This is a genomic window from Chelatococcus sp. YT9, from assembly GCF_018398315.1.
Classification (GTDB): Bacteria; Pseudomonadota; Alphaproteobacteria; order Rhizobiales; family Beijerinckiaceae; genus Chelatococcus.
The window spans coordinates 3,340,204-3,357,350 of sequence record NZ_JAHBRW010000001.1 but is presented as its reverse complement, the minus strand read 5'-3'; the positions used below and the strand labels follow the sequence as shown (position 1 = coordinate 3,357,350).

Sequence of the window (17,147 nt, the reverse complement as noted above, 5' to 3'; positions counted from 1 at the left end):
GCGCCGTCTACGAGGGCCGCACGCACCGCTGGTCTTCGCCGTTCAACCGCGTGGCAGCACGAAAACCTGGCCGGGATAGATGAGGTGATGATTGCGGATCTGGTTGTGATTGGCGTCGTAGATCACCGTATAGCGGGCCCCGCGCCCGTAAACGCGTCGACTGATGCGCCAAAGGTTGTCACCACGCACAACTGTCGTCGTATTTACCTCGGGAATGACGACGGCCGATGACGCCGCATTCTCTGCCGGAGCCTTAGCGATAACAGACCCGCCTGCTGCCGAGGGCTGAGCTGTGCCCGCGACCGACGGCGCCGTTGCCACCGGCCCCCCGAGTCCCGGTGCGGGTGCCGAGACCGCTCCCACGACCGCCGGTGCCGGCATCGTGAACGCGACTTCCGCGCGGGAGTTGACGGCTCCGCTCGTTGGCTCGACATCGTCCAGTCGGACGCGGTACTCGCCCGGCGCGAGCCCGCGCTCGATGGTGAAGGAGAGCTGACCGGCCGGCCCGGTGACGGCAGAGCCGACGTAGCTATCGTTGAGATAAAGGCGGACAGTGGCCGACGGCGCGGCGCGGCCGGAGACAAACATCCGACCGTCCTCCGCCTCGACTGTGTCCACGACAACCCCGCTCCGTGATGCGCCGGCGGCGGGTGCGGCAGCAGCGGTCGGCGCCGCCGGTTGAGGCCGTGCTCCCGTAGCTGCCGGGGACGGCAGAGGCGCAGCAGCGTTGGTCCGGGTTCCTGCAGACGTCATGGCCGCTGCTGCTTGTCCGCTTGGGCGCGATAGGACCTGGGCCGGCTTGTTCGGCGATAGCAGCGCGACCATAGGTGCCGTCTTGCGATCATCGGCGATGACAACCGAGACGGTATCGCCAGATTCCAGCGTTTTGCCGTCGAGGCTGCAGCGGAGCGAAAGCTCGTGCGTGCCCGGCTCCAGCGGGGGCGGCACCATCGCGAAAGCCCCGCTTGCGTCGGCGACGACGGTGCCTATCGGCTGACCGTTGCGCAGAAGCTCGACCTTGGAGCCGGGAGGGGCACGCCCCGCGATTACCGACGAGCCATCGGGCTCAACACGCACCACATCGAAGGACAGGGCGGTGGCAGAAGGCTGTGGCCGCGTCGAGGCTTGGCCCTGGCCGGGCGATTGGGACGCAGGTATCTCAGGGCCGGGTGCCCGAGAGCCGGGTGCCGGAGAGCCAAGCCCCCGAGAGCCAGGTGCCTGGGGTGCGGATGCCTGCTGGGGAGCACCGGCGCCCGCGGGCGAGACGGCTTGCCCCGGCGGACCGGCGCTTCCTTGAGGAGCAGGCGTCGCCGTCGTGGACGGGGCGGCGGGTGCTGAAGCGACCGGCGCGGGTGCGGTCGGTTCCGCCGCGCGGCGGGGTACGCCCCAGACATAGATGAGCACCGCCAGAATTACTGCGGCGCCGATGGCTACAGCAACCTGAATCCCGCGAGAGCGCGCCATTCTGTCCCTAGACCCCCGAACCTCGTATGACCCTCTGTTGTGACGCTATCCATTTAGATAGGCGGCTTCCAGAGCCTCGCTCCACGGATAACGACTTTCTCATGGCAGCAAGCTCATTATTCCACCCACGTGGCGGAAAAAACACCTTAATCGCCATTCGCGGCGGTTCCATGGAGAGAGCTGGCGATGATGGGCTTGACGACCGTCGCCGCGGCAGCCACATCGTTTGATATGACTGCAATTCGCTCTATCTGTGTCTATTGTGGCTCAGCCTCAGGAATTGATCCCGCATTCGCCTCGGACGCCACTGCGTTGGGGCAGGCGATGGCGCATGCGGGAATCCGGCTCATCTATGGAGGCGGCAATATCGGACTGATGGGTACAGTCGCCCGCGCGGTGCTTGAGGCCGGGGGCGAAGTGACGGGCGTCATCCCAACCTTTCTGAAGGATCGCGAGATCCTGCTGGAGGACGCCCAGGAAACGATCGTCGTGCCCGACATGCATTCGCGCAAGCAGATCATGTATGAACGCGCCGACGCCTTCATCGCCCTGCCAGGCGGCATCGGCACGCTCGAAGAGCTAGTCGAGCAGTTGACCTGGTCCCAACTGGGACGCCATACCAAGCCGATCCTTCTGCTGAATACGCAGAATTTCTGGCAACCTCTGCTCGATCTGTTCGCCCATATGAGCCAATCCGGCTTCATCCGCCCGGGGCTCGAGGTCCGCTATCTCGTGGCCGATAGTGCACGCGATGCCATCGTGCAGCTGGAGACAGCGGTGTCGACTACGAGCCCGCGCGAAGACGCCGCGATCGTCACCCAATTCTGAACGATCAACGCCCCCTCACCTCTTCCCATCGGGAGAGGCCGCGCCGCAGGCGCGGGTGAGGGGGAACCCCGCTTCGGAGACAATCACCATCACTCTCGGAACAAGCGGGGTAAGCGGTTCGACGCCGTGCCGATCCCTCCCCTTCAGGGGAGGGTGGCGCCGCAGGCGCCGGGTGGGGTGCGTCCTGGAGCTGCCGGGTTGTCCGTCAGCACCTGCATAGCCCCGGAAGCATCATTGACCCCACCCGACCTCGCTGGCGCGAGGCCACCCTCCCCCTTGGGGGAGGGACCAGCGGCGGCTCAAGCCCCGCTTGTCACCAGCTTGTAGACGATGGAATCGTTGAGCGCCTGGAACGACGCGTCGATGATATTGGGTGATACACCGACGGTGCACCAGCGCGCGCCGGTCTCGTCACCGAATTCCACGAGCACGCGGGTGACGGCGTCCGTGCCGCCTTGAAAGACACGCACCTTGAAGTCCAGGAGGTGAATGCCCTCGATGAAGCGCTGGTACTTGCCGAGATCCTTGCGCAAGGCGACGTCGAGCGCATTCACTGGCCCATTGCCTTCGGCCGCCGAAATCAGCACCTCGCCGTCGACCTCGACCTTGACGATGGCCTCCGCCACCGTCGTCAGCTCGCCGACCGCGTTATAGCGCCGCTCCACATTCACACTGAAGCGATCAACATTGAAGAAGGTCGGCACCCCACCCAGCACGCCCTTCGCCAGCAGAAAGAACGAGGCGTCGGCGGCTTCATAGGAATAGCCCTGCGCCTCCTTTTCCTTCACCACCGCGAGCAGGCGCGTCAGCCGGCGGTCATCCTTGTCGACGGTGATGCCGACGCGGGCGAGACCGGCGATAAGATTCGAGCGGCCAGCCTGGTCCGAGACCAGGAGTTGCCGCTGGTTGCCGACAGCCTCGGGCTCCACATGCTCGTAGCTGTGGGGATCTTTCAGCAGGGCTGAGGCATGGATGCCCGCCTTGGTGGCGAAGGCACTGGCGCCGACATAGGGCGCGTGGCGGTTCGGCGCCCGGTTCAAGATCTCGTCCAGTGCCCGCGACACCGGGGTCAACCCACGCAGGCCCTCCGCATCAACACCGATCGCGAGGGTTTCCGCATAGGGCGATTTCAGCGCCAGTGTCGGGATGAGGCTGACGAGATTGGCGTTGCCGCAGCGCTCGCCGAGGCCGTTGAGCGTGCCTTGGATCTGCCGGGCGCCCGCGCGCACTGCCGCCAGCGAATTGGCGACCGCACAACCAGTGTCGTCGTGCGCGTGAATGCCGAGGTGGTCGCCGGGCACATGTCGCGCAACCTCGCGGACAATGGCCTCGACCTCATCCGGGAGCGTGCCACCATTGGTGTCACAGAGCACGACCCAGCGGGCGCCGGCCTCGTAGGCCGCCTTGACGCAGGACAAGGCATAGGTCGGGTTGGCCTTGTAGCCGTCAAAGAAGTGCTCGCAGTCGAGCATCGCCTCCCGGCCGCTCTCGCGGGCCGCCTCGAGGCTCTCGCGGATACCGGCGAGATTATCGTCAAGGCTGATCTCAAGCGCGACCTTCACCTGCTCGTCCCAGGACTTGGCGACGAAACAGATGACGTCGGCCGCCGAATCGAGCAAGCTAGCCACACCGGGGTCGTTGGCCGCCGAGCGCCCTGCCCGCTTCGTCATGCCGAAGGCGGCAAAATGCGCCTTCTTGGTCGCCTTTTCGGCGAAAAAGGTCGTATCGAGCGGGTTGGCACCGGGATAGCCGCCCTCGACATAGTCGATGCCGAGCTCGTCCAGCATGCCGGCGATCAGCTGCTTGTCGGCGAGCGAGAAGTTGACGTCGGTGGTCTGGGCTCCGTCACGTAGCGTCGTGTCGTAGAGATAGAGGCGCTCGCGGCCGTCGGCTGAAGTGCTCATGATAGTGATCCGTCGGACGCGACGAGCGTCTTTTTCATCGTGGTGTTGCCGAGCCATTCCTCGCCCACGGGCACCGTGTTCCGGCTCTCACCCACATAGCCCCTGCCATCGAAGAATGGCCGGGCGGTATCGCTCGCATCCACCGTGAGGGCGGACGCGCCGCGCCCGCCGGCGAGCTTCTCCAAGGCATCGCAGAGCAGCGTCGCAATGCCTTGCCGCGCGAAACCCGGATGCACATAGAGCATGTCGATGTGCTTGTTGTCCTTGAGCGAGGCGAAACCGACGACCGACCCATCAATGGTCGCGACGAGCGTGAGCGAAGCGGTCAGACGCGCCGCGAAATCCTGCTCGTCCGCCCTTTCCGCCCAGGCGGCGCGCTGCGCCTCGCTATAATCGTCCTCCGTCAGCTCCTCGATGCTGTCCTGGAAGATCGCCGTGACGACGGCGAGGTCCGACGGCAGGAAGGGCCGCAATGCGGGAGTGGGTCTGGTCGTGCCCATCAGCGTTTTGCCTCCAGCGTGTAGGTACCGTCCTTATTGTCCTTCACCAGGATGCCCTTTGCCGCCAACGCATCACGAATACGGTCGGATTCGGCCCAGTTCCTGGCGGCGCGCGCGGCAGCGCGTTCCGCCAGAAGCTCTTGCACCTCGGGGCTGTTGTTGATCGCAACAGTCGCCTGGCCCCGCAGCGCGATCATGGCCTCGATGACGCGCTCGAAGCCGAGGAAGCGCATCGCTGCCCTCATGTCCTCGAACTGCCCAGCACGCTTCATGCGATGAAGGCTTGCGATGACCTCTGCCATGTTGAGGTCGTCACTGAGCGCCGTGACGACTTCGGCCGGCACGCGGTCCGCCGGCCTGCTTCCTCTGCCCGCCTGCCACCACTCGGTCAGCACGGCCTCGCTCTCCTCCAGCGCCTTCACCGTCCAATCGATGGGCTGGCGATAATGGGTCTTGAGCATCGCGAAACGCAGCACCGCCCCCGGCCATTGGCGGCCGCCGAAGCTGTCGGTTTCCAGGAGTTGATTGATGGTGATGAAATTGCCGAGCGACTTCGACATCTTCTCGCCTTCCACCATCAGGAAGCCATTATGCATCCAGACATTGGCCATGCGGCCGCTGTCAAAGGCGCAGCAGGACTGGGCGATCTCGTTCTCGTGGTGCGGAAAGACGAGATCGATGCCACCGCCATGGATGTCGAAGGTGTTCTTCGCCGGATCATCGCAGGTGAGCCCGCCGCCGAAGGGCGTCAGGAGCTTTGCCATCGACATGGCCGAGCATTCGATATGCCAGCCAGGACGGCCGGGAACGGCGATGCCGCCCGGGCTCTCCCACCCCGGCTCGCCTGGCTTCGAGGGCTTCCACAGCACGAAGTCCATCGGGTCGCGCTTATAGGGCGCCACATCGACGCGGGCGCCCGCCAGCATTTCGTCGAGCGAACGACGGGCGAGCGCGCCGTAACGCGGAGCCTTCGGCAGGTGCTCCATCGCGGCGACGGCAAAAAGCACATGATCCTCGGCGACATAGGCGACCTCCCGAGCGATCAACCGCTCGATCAGGCCCCGCATCTCAGGGATATGCGCCGTGGCGCGCGGCTCCTCAGTTGGGGGAAGCACGCCAAGCGCGGCAATGTCGCGATGGAATTGCTCTTCCGTCAGCGCCGTGACCTTGGCGATCGCGTCGTTCAGCGGCAGGTCGGGATAATCGCGCGCGGCACGGGCGTTGATCTTGTCATCGACGTCCGTGATGTTGCGGACATAGGTCACGCGATCGGCGCCATAATGGTGGCGCAGCAGCCGGAAGAGGAGGTCGAAGACGATAACCGGCCGGGCGTTGCCAATGTGAGCGTAGTCGTAGACCGTCGGGCCGCAGACATAGAGCCGCACATTCGTTGGGTCGATGGGCGCGAATGCTCCCTTCGCGCGCGTCAGCGTGTTGTAGAGCGTCAAGCCCTTGTCGAAGGCTTCGCCGCTGCCCAAGGCCGCCACCATGTCCGTTCCCTCTTCCGCCCGCTCCGTCGAAACTCGCCGGATCAAAGGCCACCTCAGCTCACGTCATCCACAACAAAGATACAGGCTCGCGCGCATTGCGACGATCGACGGAAGCCCAGGCTTTCGCCAACGCAACCCCATTTCCAGATGAGGAACGCCACATGCCACCGGTTGCCCTGGCCATCGGCGCGCTCTGATCGATCTCAAGGGAAAGACAAAGACGGCAACAGCCAGCGGTTACGCTAGCTGCAAATAATCGAAATCCGGGTTGTGCGGACGCTCGCCATCATGGCCGGGATAATTGCCTTTTTCCCGCGAATCCGTCAAGAGCGTGCGCTCCTTACGAGCATGTGTGCAGACACACTGCGGAACCTACGGTTTCAAAATTTATTTACGCAAATGAATGAGATTGCTCTGCCAATCTCCTAACCCTTGAATGTTGCAGGCCATGCGTCGCGTCCTTCTCCTCGCCGGATCAGCCGCTGCTCTTGTCGCGGCGGTGTCGTTCTTGCCCCAGCCGAAGCCCGCGAGTGCGGCGACAGCAGCGGCAACCTTTATCATTCCCGCCAATGATGGCTACGGCGTCGCGGATTGCCTCGCGACCGGCGGCGATTGCGCCACCGGGGTCGCCAATGCCTGGTGCGTCGCCCAGGGCTATCGGGCGGCAAGTGCCTTCGGGCCGGCGAGCGACATCACGAGCTCGACGGGCGCGTCGCGTTCGACCGCAGCGGCCATGGCCATCACCTGCGACAATTAGAGCCCTCTCAGTCCTCGCACGGCTTCCGAATACAGCAGCTTCGCCGCTTGGTCCGTTGCCAAGCGGTTCCGGCCGCCCACGATGAAGCGAGGCAGGCCACGCAGCCTCTGCTCAACCCCACTTGCTTCCGAGTTCGATCTTCCGAGTTCGATTCAGAACAGCCGTGCAACGCGCTGATATCGTTTGGAAAGCAGCATACGGCGGATTGGGCTCGGCGTTATTTCTTCAGCCATTCCGCGCAGGCCTGCACATTGACATTGGCGCCCCAAGGCATGATTGGGACGCTCGATGTGGAGTTCTGCGGCGAACCGTCGATCAGCTTGTCCGAATAAACGAGATAGACCAGTACATTACGCTTGGTATCGCAACCACGAACGATCTGCATTCGCTTGAAGACGAGCGAGCGTCTTTCGCTGAAGACAACCTCGCCCTGCTCGAACTTCTGCTTGATGGTGATCGGGCCGACTTGCCGGCAAGAGAGTGAGACGTCGGAAACTTCCTCCGCGACACCGAACATGCCTTTGATTCCGCCGCGCTCCGGCAGCGTATAGTGGCACGCCACCCCCTCCACCACCGGATCATCAATGCCATAGACCGCGAGCGTATCGTCCGGTGTCAGCATCTTCCAGACGGTCGACTTGCGGAAAATCAGATCCGGTCCGTTCTGCGCCATAACGCCCGGTGCTGCGGGCACGAGCAGGCTCAACGCCCCGAGGCCGAGCGCAAACAACCAACCCGAGCTGCCGGTTCCGTCTCTTCTGCGACGTTTCATCGCGAACACTCCTCGTGGCGCCAAGCCGAAAATGGTGGGCATGATCCGGTCAACGACCGCACTGTCCGCATGTCTGTCTTTCCCGGCCTTTTTGCAAGCGGCTGTGATTGCAAGCGCTCCGGCACAGGGTACAGCGCCAGAAGCGGCCAGTGATCTATCCTGAGCCCATTCGCGCCCACCATTGATTGAGAATACATCTAAACTATTGCCGCAATTGACTTTTATCTGTCAGACGCTAGGATCGCGAGAGTTGTTCAATCATCGTTCCTCGGGACACGCATGCGCGCCATGCGAGAGCTCCGTGGCGTTCAGTATTCCGGCCGGTCCGCTGATAGCGGGCCCTTGGATACAGGCGAGACCGACATGCGCATCGTAGCTCAGGGACATCGTATCAGGCACGTTGCTCCCGTCGAATTGGGGCTTTGTCTGGGGGTGAGCCTGGTTGCCATTCTCAGCATGACGCAGGTGATCGGCCCCTCTCAAGCGATACGGGCCAAGCCGATGTCTCTCGCGTTGGCTCTGTCGGGACAGGATGGCTCTTCACCGCAGCGTTCTCCGGCCACCGAGCATTTGCCCGGAAGCCGATGACCGCCCCGGCGGCCGCCGCTCCGGGAATCACGATATCGCGGGTATCGGTAGGCCGACGACCGCACATGCGGAGGCCCGTCCAAAGCGGCAGCTCGGGAGCTATCAACGGGTTTGCGGCACTGGAGATGGTTTTCCTCTCCGGTTTCCCTGGCGCCATCGCTGAGTCGAGCGGGCACAGGCGCACAACACTTCGGCCCGCGTCGCACAGATTTCAGGCAGGGTCCGCTGGACCTTGGCATCCGTTGCTGTGCTAAAAGTTGTTAACTGCCCCCGTTCCACCCGACCAACGGTAATCGAGTTCCATGTCCTCCCCAGTATCTCGTGGCGTTCCCCCTTCTGCTAGCACTGCCTCCGGAGCGAGCTCGAATGAAGAGACCGCGCCATTGACGCTGACGCTAAGCCGGTTCATTCCCTACCGTCTCAACGTGCTGGCGCAGGTCGTCGCGGAAGGTCTCGGCCGCATCTACGAAAAGCGATTCGGTTTTGGCTTGCCGGAATGGCGTACGATCGCGCTGCTTGGGGAACTCGGCGAAATGACAGCGCGCGACATCGGCGCGCATACCCGCATGCACAAGACGAAGGTGTCGCGCGCCACAGCGGCCCTGGAAGATCGCGGACTGCTGGAACGCAGGGCGAACGAGCGGGATCGCCGGGAAGCATTCCTGTCTCTGACGGATCAGGGACGCGCGCTTTATACGGAGATCATTCCGCTCGCAATAAGCTATGCGGAACAATTGACTAAAGACATTCCCCCTGAAGAGCTGGCAGCCTTCGATCGGGTCATCGAAGTTCTGATGCAGCGTTCCGGCATCCCGGTGGATGCGCCTCCCGAGATGGATATGTAGGCGCGACACCGCCTCGGGCGACAGCGCGAGCCAACGCGAGCTAGGCAAGGTGCGCTCGACCTCAATCCCTTGTGTTCGCGAATTCGCCGCTTACCCCTTTTCGATCGTAGCGACACACTTTAGTCAATCTCCACACAGATACATCCTCATGCCGCTACCGCTGAGGGCAATGACAGGACGCATCATGATCAGCCGCCGCGCGGCATATGCCATCGCAGCCACATTTGTCTGCACCCTGTTCACGGGTCATGCTTATGCGCAGGAAGTGGTGTCGCCCGCCGCGTGCCAGCGTTACCGCGCGGAACTCGCCTCCCTCCCCCGCGGCGGAGGGCAGGGCCAGCAATATGCGGCGGCCGCACAGCGCCAGCGCTCGGAACTCGAACGGACTCGTGGGTATTATCAGCAGCTCGGCTGCGACCGCGGTGGCGGACTGTTCGGTTGGCAGCGACCGGCAGAGTGCGGCGGCTTGCAAGCACGTATGTCGCAGATGCAGGCCAATTACGACCTCCTTCGCTCGCGCGCCGGCGGCGGCGACGCGCAGACGGAGGCGCGGCGGCGCGAACTGAGCGCGGCGGCGGCGGAAGCCTGTGCCCCTCGCACAGCGGCGGCTCCGCGCCAGCGTGGCTTCTTCGAGATGCTCTTTGGCGGCGGCCAGCCCGAACAAGAACCCTCACAGGCTGATCTCGACGGTCAGGCGCCTCCCAGCCATGGTGAAGGGGGCGGCGAAAAACGCCTGGGCGGCTCGCGTGCCGTTTGCGTGCGGCTGGCCGATGGCTATTTCTTCCCCTTGGGCGGCCCCGCCTCCGGCCGAAGCAGCGCCCAGGAGCTCTGCCAGGCGCAATGCCCCGCTTCACCGACAGAACTCTTCTTCATGGCCCAGGGCGGCAATGTCGCCCAGGCTGTCAGCGCCACCGGACGGCCCTATTCCGATCTCCCCAGCGCTCTGCAATACGAGCGGACCCTCAATCCCGAGGTTTCCTGCCGCCCCATGGGAGAGAGCTGGGCGCAAGCGCTCCAGCCTGCGGAATTCATGCTGGAGCGGCGCAAGAGCGATATCATCGTGACCGCTGAAAAGGCCGAGGAACTATCACGCCCCAAGACCACCGCTGCTCAGCGTGCCAACGAACGCCAAGCGGCTGCCGCGGCCAAGGCCGCCGCAACGGCGAAGGCGGACGATGACGAGGATGCCGCCGACAATGCCGCCGCGAACGATCCTTCTGTTGTTCCGACCGCGAGCGCAGCATCGTCCGGCATCGGTCCACAATCCATCGCGGAGGTGACCACCGTCGATCAGGATGACGGCACGCTGCGCGAGGAAGTGGGGCCGGACGGTCAGCGGCGCAAGGTGCGCATCGTCGCGCCCTACCTCGTCGCCAGCCCGCAAAACTCCGTCCTGATCAACCCGCGATAGTCCCCGACGGTCGCGCTGGATCGGTGAGACCTCTTGTCAGCCGGGCGTGTTCCCGCGCCCGACCGAAGAGGCGTAGGGTCTTCTCCATCGGAGGATCACCGGGGCAAGCGCGCTGACGAGAACAGCGTTCTCAACGACCCTCGGAGGTCTGCCGGCCTCAGGCGCGTTCGCCCCGCAGTCGCGCGGCCGCTTTGGCACCACCGATCAAAGGCAGCAATGCCGCCAGTTCAGGCCCGTGGTCATGGGCTGTCAGGGCCAACCTGAGCGGCATGAACAGCGATCGTCCGCCAACGCCCGTCGCGGCCTTCAGGGCGGTCGTCCAATCCTTCCACGTCGTGGCATTCCAGGGCTCCGGCGGCAGCAGGTCCGCGGCCGTCGCGGTGAAAGCGTGATCCTCGATAATGGGATCGATCGGGCCGGCAACCACCCGCCACCATTCCCGCGCATCGGCCAGCCGCTCCAGATTGCCCCGCACCGCGAGCCAGAAGGTTTCCCCGCCCTCGACGCCGAGGAGCCTGAGACGCCGCTGCACAGCTCCATACGAGAAGCTGTGCAGCAGCTTGGCATTGAGGGAGGCGAGCTCGGCCTCATCGAATTTCGCGGGCGCGTGGGAGAGACGCGCGAGATCGACGAGCTTCGCCAGTTCCTCCATTGATGCGACCGGCCGCACGGCCTCGGCCGAGCCTACCAGCACGGCCAGCGAGGCAACCGCCATCGCCTCGATGCCCTGTTCCCGCAGGCCCCTCAGCGAGAGATGTCCGAGACGCTTCGACAGCCCTTCACCACTGGCGGTGGTGAGGAGATTGGTATGGGCGAAGGTCGGCACCGCGCCATCGAGAGCCTCGATCAGCGCGATCTGCACGGCGGTGTTGGTGATATGATCCTCTCCCCGGATCACATGGGTGATGCCGAGGTCAAGATCATCGACCACGGACGGAAGGGTGTAGAGATAGGTGCCATCTGCGCGCACGAGGACGGGGTCCGACAGCGAAGCCGTATCGACCTCTATGACCCCACGCGCGAGATCGGTCCATCGCACGACACGATGATCGAGCAGGAAACGCCAATGCGGCGTACGCCCCTCGGCCTCGAGGGCGGCGCGCTGCTCTGCCGTGAGGTTGAGCGCAGCCCGGTCATAAATCGGCGGCTTGCCACGGGCGAGCTGGCGCTTGCGGCGGCGATCGAGCTCGTCCGGGGTCTCGTAGCAGGGATAGAGCACACCCTTCGCCTTGAGCTTCTCGACCGCGCGGTCATAGATGTCGAGACGATCGGACTGCCGGACGAACACGTCGGGCTCGATTCCAAGCCAGGCGAGGTCTTCAGCCACCGCGTCGGCATATTCCTTCGTGGAGCGCGCCAGATCGGTATCGTCCAGGCGCAGCACGAAGCGCCCGCCGTGGTTGAGCGCGAAGAGCCAATTGAGCAGCGCGGGGCGGGCGTTGCCGATATGGAGAAAGCCCGTGGGTGACGGGGCGAAGCGGACGACGGGAGTAGAATGCGCAGTCATTGATGGGCCATTCAGGCTGTCGATGTCAGTCGGCGCTGGCCGGTCCCCTGGTCGGCCCGTGGGGCCTCCAGGGAAGGGTCGCGCGTGAAGGCGCGGCGTTCAGATATCAGCCTGACTGGCTGACGTCGTCACGACGATGGAGCTTCGTCGTTGCGGACCAACGGTCCCGCTGTCACGAAAGCGATTGGTAATCGGATAGCGACGATCACGCCCGAAGTTCTTGGCGGTGACCTTGACGCCAGGCGGCGCCTGACGGCGCTTATATTCGGCGAGATAAAGCAGCCGCTCAACCTTCTTCACGGTTGCAAGATCATGGCCTCGGGCGACGATCTCGGCCACGCGCAACTCTTCCTCTACAAGCCCGACGAGGATGTCATCGAGCACATCATAGGGAGGCAGCGAATCCTGATCTGTCTGGTTGTCCCGGAGTTCCGCGGTCGGCGCCTTGGTGATGATGTTGTCGGGAATTACGACACCGTCCGGTCCGAGCGCGCCCGCGGGCTTCCAGCGGTTCCGCAGCGCGGACAGACGGTAGACCTGAGTTTTATAAAGGTCCTTGATCGGATTGAACCCACCGTTCATGTCGCCATACAGCGTGGCGTAGCCGACCGACATTTCCGACTTGTTGCCGGTGGTCACGACCATCGCTCCAAACTTGTTCGAAATCGACATCAGCAGCGTGCCGCGCGCGCGGCTCTGCAGGTTTTCCTCGGTGGTGTCGGCATTGAGACCCGCGAAGAGAGGCTTGAGCACCCTTGTCAGCCCCTCGACCGCATCGGCGATCGACAGAATGTCATAGCGGATACCGAGCGCCTTCACGCAGGCCGATGCGTCGGCGAGGCTCTCGCCGGACGTGTAGCGGTACGGCAGCATGACGCAATGCACATGTTCCGGGCCGAGCGCATCGACGGCCATCGCCGCGCAGATCGCCGAATCGATGCCACCGGACAGGCCGAGCACCACGCCGGGAAAGCCGTTCTTGCGAACATAGTCGCGGAGCCCGAAAACGCAGGCCGCGTAGTCGGCTTCGTCGTCTTCCTCCAGCAGAGCCTTTTCGCCCGGCTTGCAGCGCCAGCCATCGGCCGTGCGCTCGAAGGTGACAAGCGACATGGCCTCGACAAAAGCAGGCATCTGAATGGCGAGCGAACCGTCACCGTTGAGGACGAAGGAGGCTCCGTCAAAGACGAGTTCATCCTGCCCGCAGACCTGGTTGAGATAAACCAGGGGCAGCCCGCTCTCCGCGACCCGCGCGGCGGCGATGTTGAAACGCACGTCCATCTTGTCGCGGGCATAGGGAGAGCCGTTGGGGACAAGCAGGATCTCACCGCCGGTGTCAGCGATGCATTCCACCACATCCTCGCCCCATATATCCTCACAGATCGGCAAGCCGACGCGCACACCGCGCAATGAGGCTGGTCCTGGCAAAGGCCCCGCCGCAAAGACGCGCTTCTCGTCGAATACGCCGTAGTTCGGCAGGTCGACCTTGAAGCGCACGGCGCTCACGATGCCACCGTCGAGAATGGCATAGGCGTTGTAGACGGTATCGTTTTCGGCCCATGGCAAGCCGATGAGCACCGCCGGACCGCCGTCTCCGGTGTCTGTCGCCAATTCCTCGCATGCATCACGGCAGGCATCCAGGAACGCCGGCTTCAGGACGAGATCCTCCGGCGGATAGCCGGCGAGGAAGAGTTCGGGGAACATCACCGCGTCAGCGCCAAGCCGCGCTGCCTCTGCACGCGCCGCGCGGGCCTTGGCGAGATTGCCGCTGACGTCGCCAACCGTTGGGTTGAGCTGCGCGAGGGCAATGCGGAGAAGATCGGACGATGCGCTCATGATCACGGTCTAGACCATGATTTTGAAAAGGGAAAGGCGATGTTGGCGGCAGGCGACCGGGCAATGCCGCCCTCAATTGAAAAAGGCCCGTGCTCCTGCGCACGGGCCTTCGATGATCAATGGGGTGTCAGCAAAGCCGGCCCCCCCAGCTCGCCTACTCTGCCGCGTCGGCCTGACGTTCACGCAGCTTCGGGGTCCGCTCGTCCTTCAAAAGTTCAGCCACCATGAAAGACAGCTCGATCGCCTGCTCGGCGTTCAGACGCGGATCGCAATGCGTGTGGTAGCGATCATGCAGGTCCTCGTCGGTGATGGCGCGGGCGCCGCCCGTGCATTCGGTGACGTTCTTGCCCGTCATCTCAAGGTGGACGCCGCCAGCGTAGGTGCCTTCAGACTTGTGAATTCCGAAGAACTGCTTCACCTCCGAGAGGATCAGATCTACCGGCCGTGTCTTGTACCCGGAGCCCGCCTTGACCGTATTCCCGTGCATCGGATCGCACGACCACACGACCGTCTGCCCTTCTGCCTTCACCGCCTGAATGAGCCCGGGAAGATGGTCAGCCACCTTGTCCGCACCGAAGCGGCATATGAGGGTAAGCCGGCCGGGTTCATTCTCAGGATTGAGCGCGGAGACAAGCTTCACGAGGTCCTGCGGCTTCAGGGACGGGCCGCATTTCAGGCCAATCGGGTTCTTGATGCCGCGGAAATACTCGACATGGGCATGGTCGAGCTGGCGCGTACGGTCACCGATCCAAATCATATGGCCGGAGGTGGCGTACCAGTCACCGGACGTGGAATCGACACGGGTCATCGCCTGCTCGTAGCCGAGCAGGAGCGCCTCATGGCTCGTGTAGAAATCCGTGGTGCGCATTTCCGGATGGGACTCCGGATCAATTCCGCAGGCGCGCATGAAATCAAGCGCTTCGGTGATCCGGTCCGCCAACTCCTGATAGCGTCCCGACTGCGGACTATCCTTGACGAAGCCGAGCATCCACCGATGCGCGTTGTCGAGATTGGCATAGCCACCCGAAGCGAAGGCCCGCAGCAGGTTAAGCGTCGCAGCGGATTGCCGGTAGGCCATAAGCTGGCGGCGAGGATCCGGCTCGCGGCTCGCCTCGGTGAAATCGATGCCGTTGATGATGTCGCCGCGATAGCTCGGCAGCTCGACGCCATCCACCGTCTCGGTCGGTGCCGAACGGGGCTTTGCGAACTGGCCGGCGACGCGGCCGACCTTTACCACCGGCGAGGAGCCGGCGAAGGTCAACACCACCGCCATCTGCAGGAAGAGGCGGAAGAAGTCCCGGATATTGTCGGCAGAATGCTCGGCGAAACTCTCCGCGCAATCACCACCCTGCAACAGGAATGCCTCACCGGCGGCAACCTTGCCCAACGCCCGTTTGAGCTTGCGCGCCTCGCCCGCAAAAACGAGGGGGGGAAAGCTGGCGAGTTGATCTTCGACGCTGGCGAGGGCCGCAGCATCCGTAAAGAGCGGCACCTGCTGGATCGGCATTGATCTCCAGCTCGACGGTGTCCAACGCTCGCTCATCTCTCCAAACTCCCGACGCCCAATCCTGGGACCGTTGTTGCAAAAATCCCCCGACCTCGCCGGGGAATCTGCGGCTTATATACGCACAATGCCCGGAAAAGCGAGCACCAAGACGCCGCGCCACTCGCGGAACATTTCCCCGCCCTCAAGCGCATCCAGGGCGTCAGCCCGGCCAGATGACTTTAGAGCAGGCCATCGTGACGTCGGAACGGACCCATCCCACGGGCTGCACGGCCGTCCGGGAGGGCAGAATTCAGGGGTGGAATTTGCCTATTCATGACCTCTCGGCAGGCAATCCGAGATGATGTGCGCTTGGAGCATGGCTCGTAGGCCAATCTGTTAGGCAATTCCATGCGAATTAAGGCGCCGCTTATGGTTGCAGCCGTAACTTCGCCGTGATCGGATGTGATGTGAGCGTTCCAGCCCCCTTACGGCGTCCGATTCCGTGCCAGCCTCTCTTGCCTCCGTCGCGCCTGTTCTGATTGCCGTCTTCATTCTCGTCGTCGGCAATGGCCTCGTCACCACACTCGTGCCCCTGCGAGGGGTCTTGGAGAACTTCTCTCCAGCCGAGATCGGGGCAATTGGTTCGACCTACTTCGTGGGAATGCTCGGCGGAACCTGGCTTGCACCGAGCATCGTCAGGCGCGCCGGGCATATCCGGGCCTTCGCGGCGCTGGCGGCCATTGCAGCGAGCGCCGTCCTCGGCTTTGCCATCATCGTCGAACCTCTGATGTGGATGGTCTTGCGCTGCATCATCGGTTTCTGCTTTGGCGGCCTTTACGCGCTTGTCGAGGGCTGGGTGAATGCCAAGGCGACCGACCGAAATCGCGGGAGCATGCTCGGCCTCTACAATGTGATGAATTTCGGCGGCTCGGCGACGGGCCAGCAGTTCCTGAATATCGCTCCCGCCCAGTCCTTCACCCTTTTTTCCGTCTCTGCCATGTCGATCGTGCTGGCGCTGGTGCCGATGGCGCTGACTCGCGCCGAGCCCCCGCCGTTGCCGGTGAAGGCGAAGCTGGACATTCTCGGGCTCGCGCGCCGCAGCCCGATTGCCGTGATGGGGGTGATCTGCGTCGGCCTCGCCAATGGCAGTCTGTGGAGTCTGGTGCCCGCGGTCATTGAACGCACGGGACTTGGCACAACCGTGCTGGCGACCTTCATGACGATACTCATCCTTGGCTCGGCCGCGAGTCCCTTTCCGCTCGGGCGTCTCTCCGACCGCATGGACCGTCGGTGGATGATCGCAATCGTTTGCGGTTGCGCGGTCGCCGTCGAGGTTGCGCTCGTGTTCGTGTCCCAAAGCCCTTCGGTCTGGCCCCTCTATGGGTTGGCGCTCGGCATGGGCTTTTTCGTGCCGGTGATCTATCCGCTGATCGCCGCGCATGCCAATGATCGCAACATCGAGGGCGGCGCCATGCATATGTCGAGCACGCTGCTCTTCCTCTATTGCTTTGGCGCGATCGTCGGCCCTTCCCTCGCCTCGTTCCTGATGGCACGCTTCGGGGACGGTGCACTGTTCATGCACAACGCGGTGGTGCACTGCGTGCTCGGCCTTTACGTGCTGTGGCGCATCTCCCGCAAGGCGCCTCCACCTGTCGATACCGAGGTGCAGCCGCTTGGGCAGCCGCTTGGACAGATCGAGCCGCAGACGACATGACGACTGCCGTCCGCCTCCGAAATTGATTCCGCAAAGCGCTGGATCGCC

Annotated in this window: 13 protein-coding genes; 5 read left to right on the top strand and 8 right to left on the bottom strand. The window is 63.7% G+C overall.

From position 1 onward, the window contains the following. Positions 1-42 precede the first annotated feature (42 nt). Complete coding sequence (locus KIO76_RS15445; RefSeq protein ID WP_213324092.1) at positions 43-1,464, bottom strand: LysM peptidoglycan-binding domain-containing protein; 1,422 nt, start codon at positions 1,462-1,464, stop codon at positions 43-45. Positions 1,465-1,695: 231 nt separating this feature from the next. On the opposite strand from KIO76_RS15445, the gene KIO76_RS15440 reads away from it, so the two are divergent. Continuing rightward, positions 1,696-2,292: an LOG family protein gene (locus tag KIO76_RS15440; protein ID WP_213325283.1), complete on the top strand. Its 597-nt coding sequence runs from the start codon at positions 1,696-1,698 to the stop codon at positions 2,290-2,292. 299 nt (positions 2,293-2,591) lie between these two features. Here KIO76_RS15440 and cimA read toward each other — a convergent pair whose 3' ends face one another. Genes cimA through cysS form a run of 3 tightly spaced genes read right to left on the bottom strand, consistent with a single transcriptional unit; the run spans position 2,592 to position 6,186 of the window. Then, on the bottom strand, positions 2,592-4,196 hold the full coding sequence (gene cimA / locus KIO76_RS15435; protein ID WP_213324091.1) for a citramalate synthase: 1,605 nt from the start codon (positions 4,194-4,196) through the stop codon (positions 2,592-2,594). Further along, complete coding sequence (locus KIO76_RS15430; protein ID WP_213324090.1) at positions 4,193-4,696, bottom strand: GNAT family N-acetyltransferase; 504 nt, start codon at positions 4,694-4,696, stop codon at positions 4,193-4,195. Before KIO76_RS15430 ends, cimA begins: the two co-directional genes overlap by 4 nt. After that, positions 4,696-6,186: a cysteine--tRNA ligase gene (cysS, locus tag KIO76_RS15425; protein WP_213325282.1), complete on the bottom strand. Its 1,491-nt coding sequence runs from the start codon at positions 6,184-6,186 to the stop codon at positions 4,696-4,698. The genes KIO76_RS15430 and cysS overlap by 1 nt, the downstream gene beginning before the upstream one ends. A 448-nt stretch (positions 6,187-6,634) precedes the next feature. Here cysS and KIO76_RS15420 point away from each other — a divergent pair, with 448 nt between their 5' ends. Beyond that, positions 6,635-6,943 carry a hypothetical protein gene (locus tag KIO76_RS15420; protein ID WP_213324089.1) on the top strand — a complete coding sequence of 103 codons (309 nt, stop codon included), beginning with the start codon at positions 6,635-6,637 and terminating at the stop codon, positions 6,941-6,943. Positions 6,944-7,160: 217 nt separating this feature from the next. Here KIO76_RS15420 and KIO76_RS15415 read toward each other — a convergent pair whose 3' ends face one another. Continuing rightward, positions 7,161-7,616, bottom strand: coding sequence for a CreA family protein (locus tag KIO76_RS15415; RefSeq protein WP_249729917.1), 456 nt, complete (start codon positions 7,614-7,616; stop codon positions 7,161-7,163). Positions 7,617-8,686: 1,070 nt separating this feature from the next. Here KIO76_RS15415 and KIO76_RS15410 point away from each other — a divergent pair. Further along, positions 8,687-9,148, top strand: a complete 462-nt coding sequence (locus KIO76_RS15410) for a MarR family winged helix-turn-helix transcriptional regulator (RefSeq protein WP_249729611.1) — start codon at positions 8,687-8,689, stop codon at positions 9,146-9,148. A gap of 184 nt (positions 9,149-9,332) precedes the next feature. Beyond that, positions 9,333-10,559, top strand: a complete 1,227-nt coding sequence (locus KIO76_RS15405; RefSeq protein WP_213324086.1) for a DUF2865 domain-containing protein — start codon at positions 9,333-9,335, stop codon at positions 10,557-10,559. A gap of 157 nt (positions 10,560-10,716) precedes the next feature. Here the strand turns inward: KIO76_RS15405 and gltX are convergent, their stop codons facing one another. From gltX to KIO76_RS15390, 3 genes are all read right to left on the bottom strand, one after another. Then, entirely contained in the window at positions 10,717-12,066 is a 1,350-nt protein-coding gene (gene gltX / locus KIO76_RS15400) for a glutamate--tRNA ligase (protein WP_213324085.1), read from the bottom strand. 99 nt (positions 12,067-12,165) lie between these two features. Continuing rightward, entirely contained in the window at positions 12,166-13,899 is a 1,734-nt protein-coding gene (locus KIO76_RS15395) for an NAD+ synthase (protein WP_213324084.1), read from the bottom strand. A gap of 154 nt (positions 13,900-14,053) precedes the next feature. Beyond that, the gene (locus KIO76_RS15390) at positions 14,054-15,442 is read right to left on the bottom strand and encodes a class II 3-deoxy-7-phosphoheptulonate synthase (protein ID WP_213324083.1); all 1,389 of its coding nucleotides are present in this window, start codon (positions 15,440-15,442) and stop codon (positions 14,054-14,056) included. A gap of 445 nt (positions 15,443-15,887) precedes the next feature. Between KIO76_RS15390 and KIO76_RS15385 the strand changes: the two genes are divergently transcribed. Continuing rightward, the gene (locus KIO76_RS15385) at positions 15,888-17,099 is read left to right on the top strand and encodes an MFS transporter (RefSeq protein WP_213324082.1); all 1,212 of its coding nucleotides are present in this window, start codon (positions 15,888-15,890) and stop codon (positions 17,097-17,099) included. Positions 17,100-17,147: the final 48 nt, after the last annotated feature.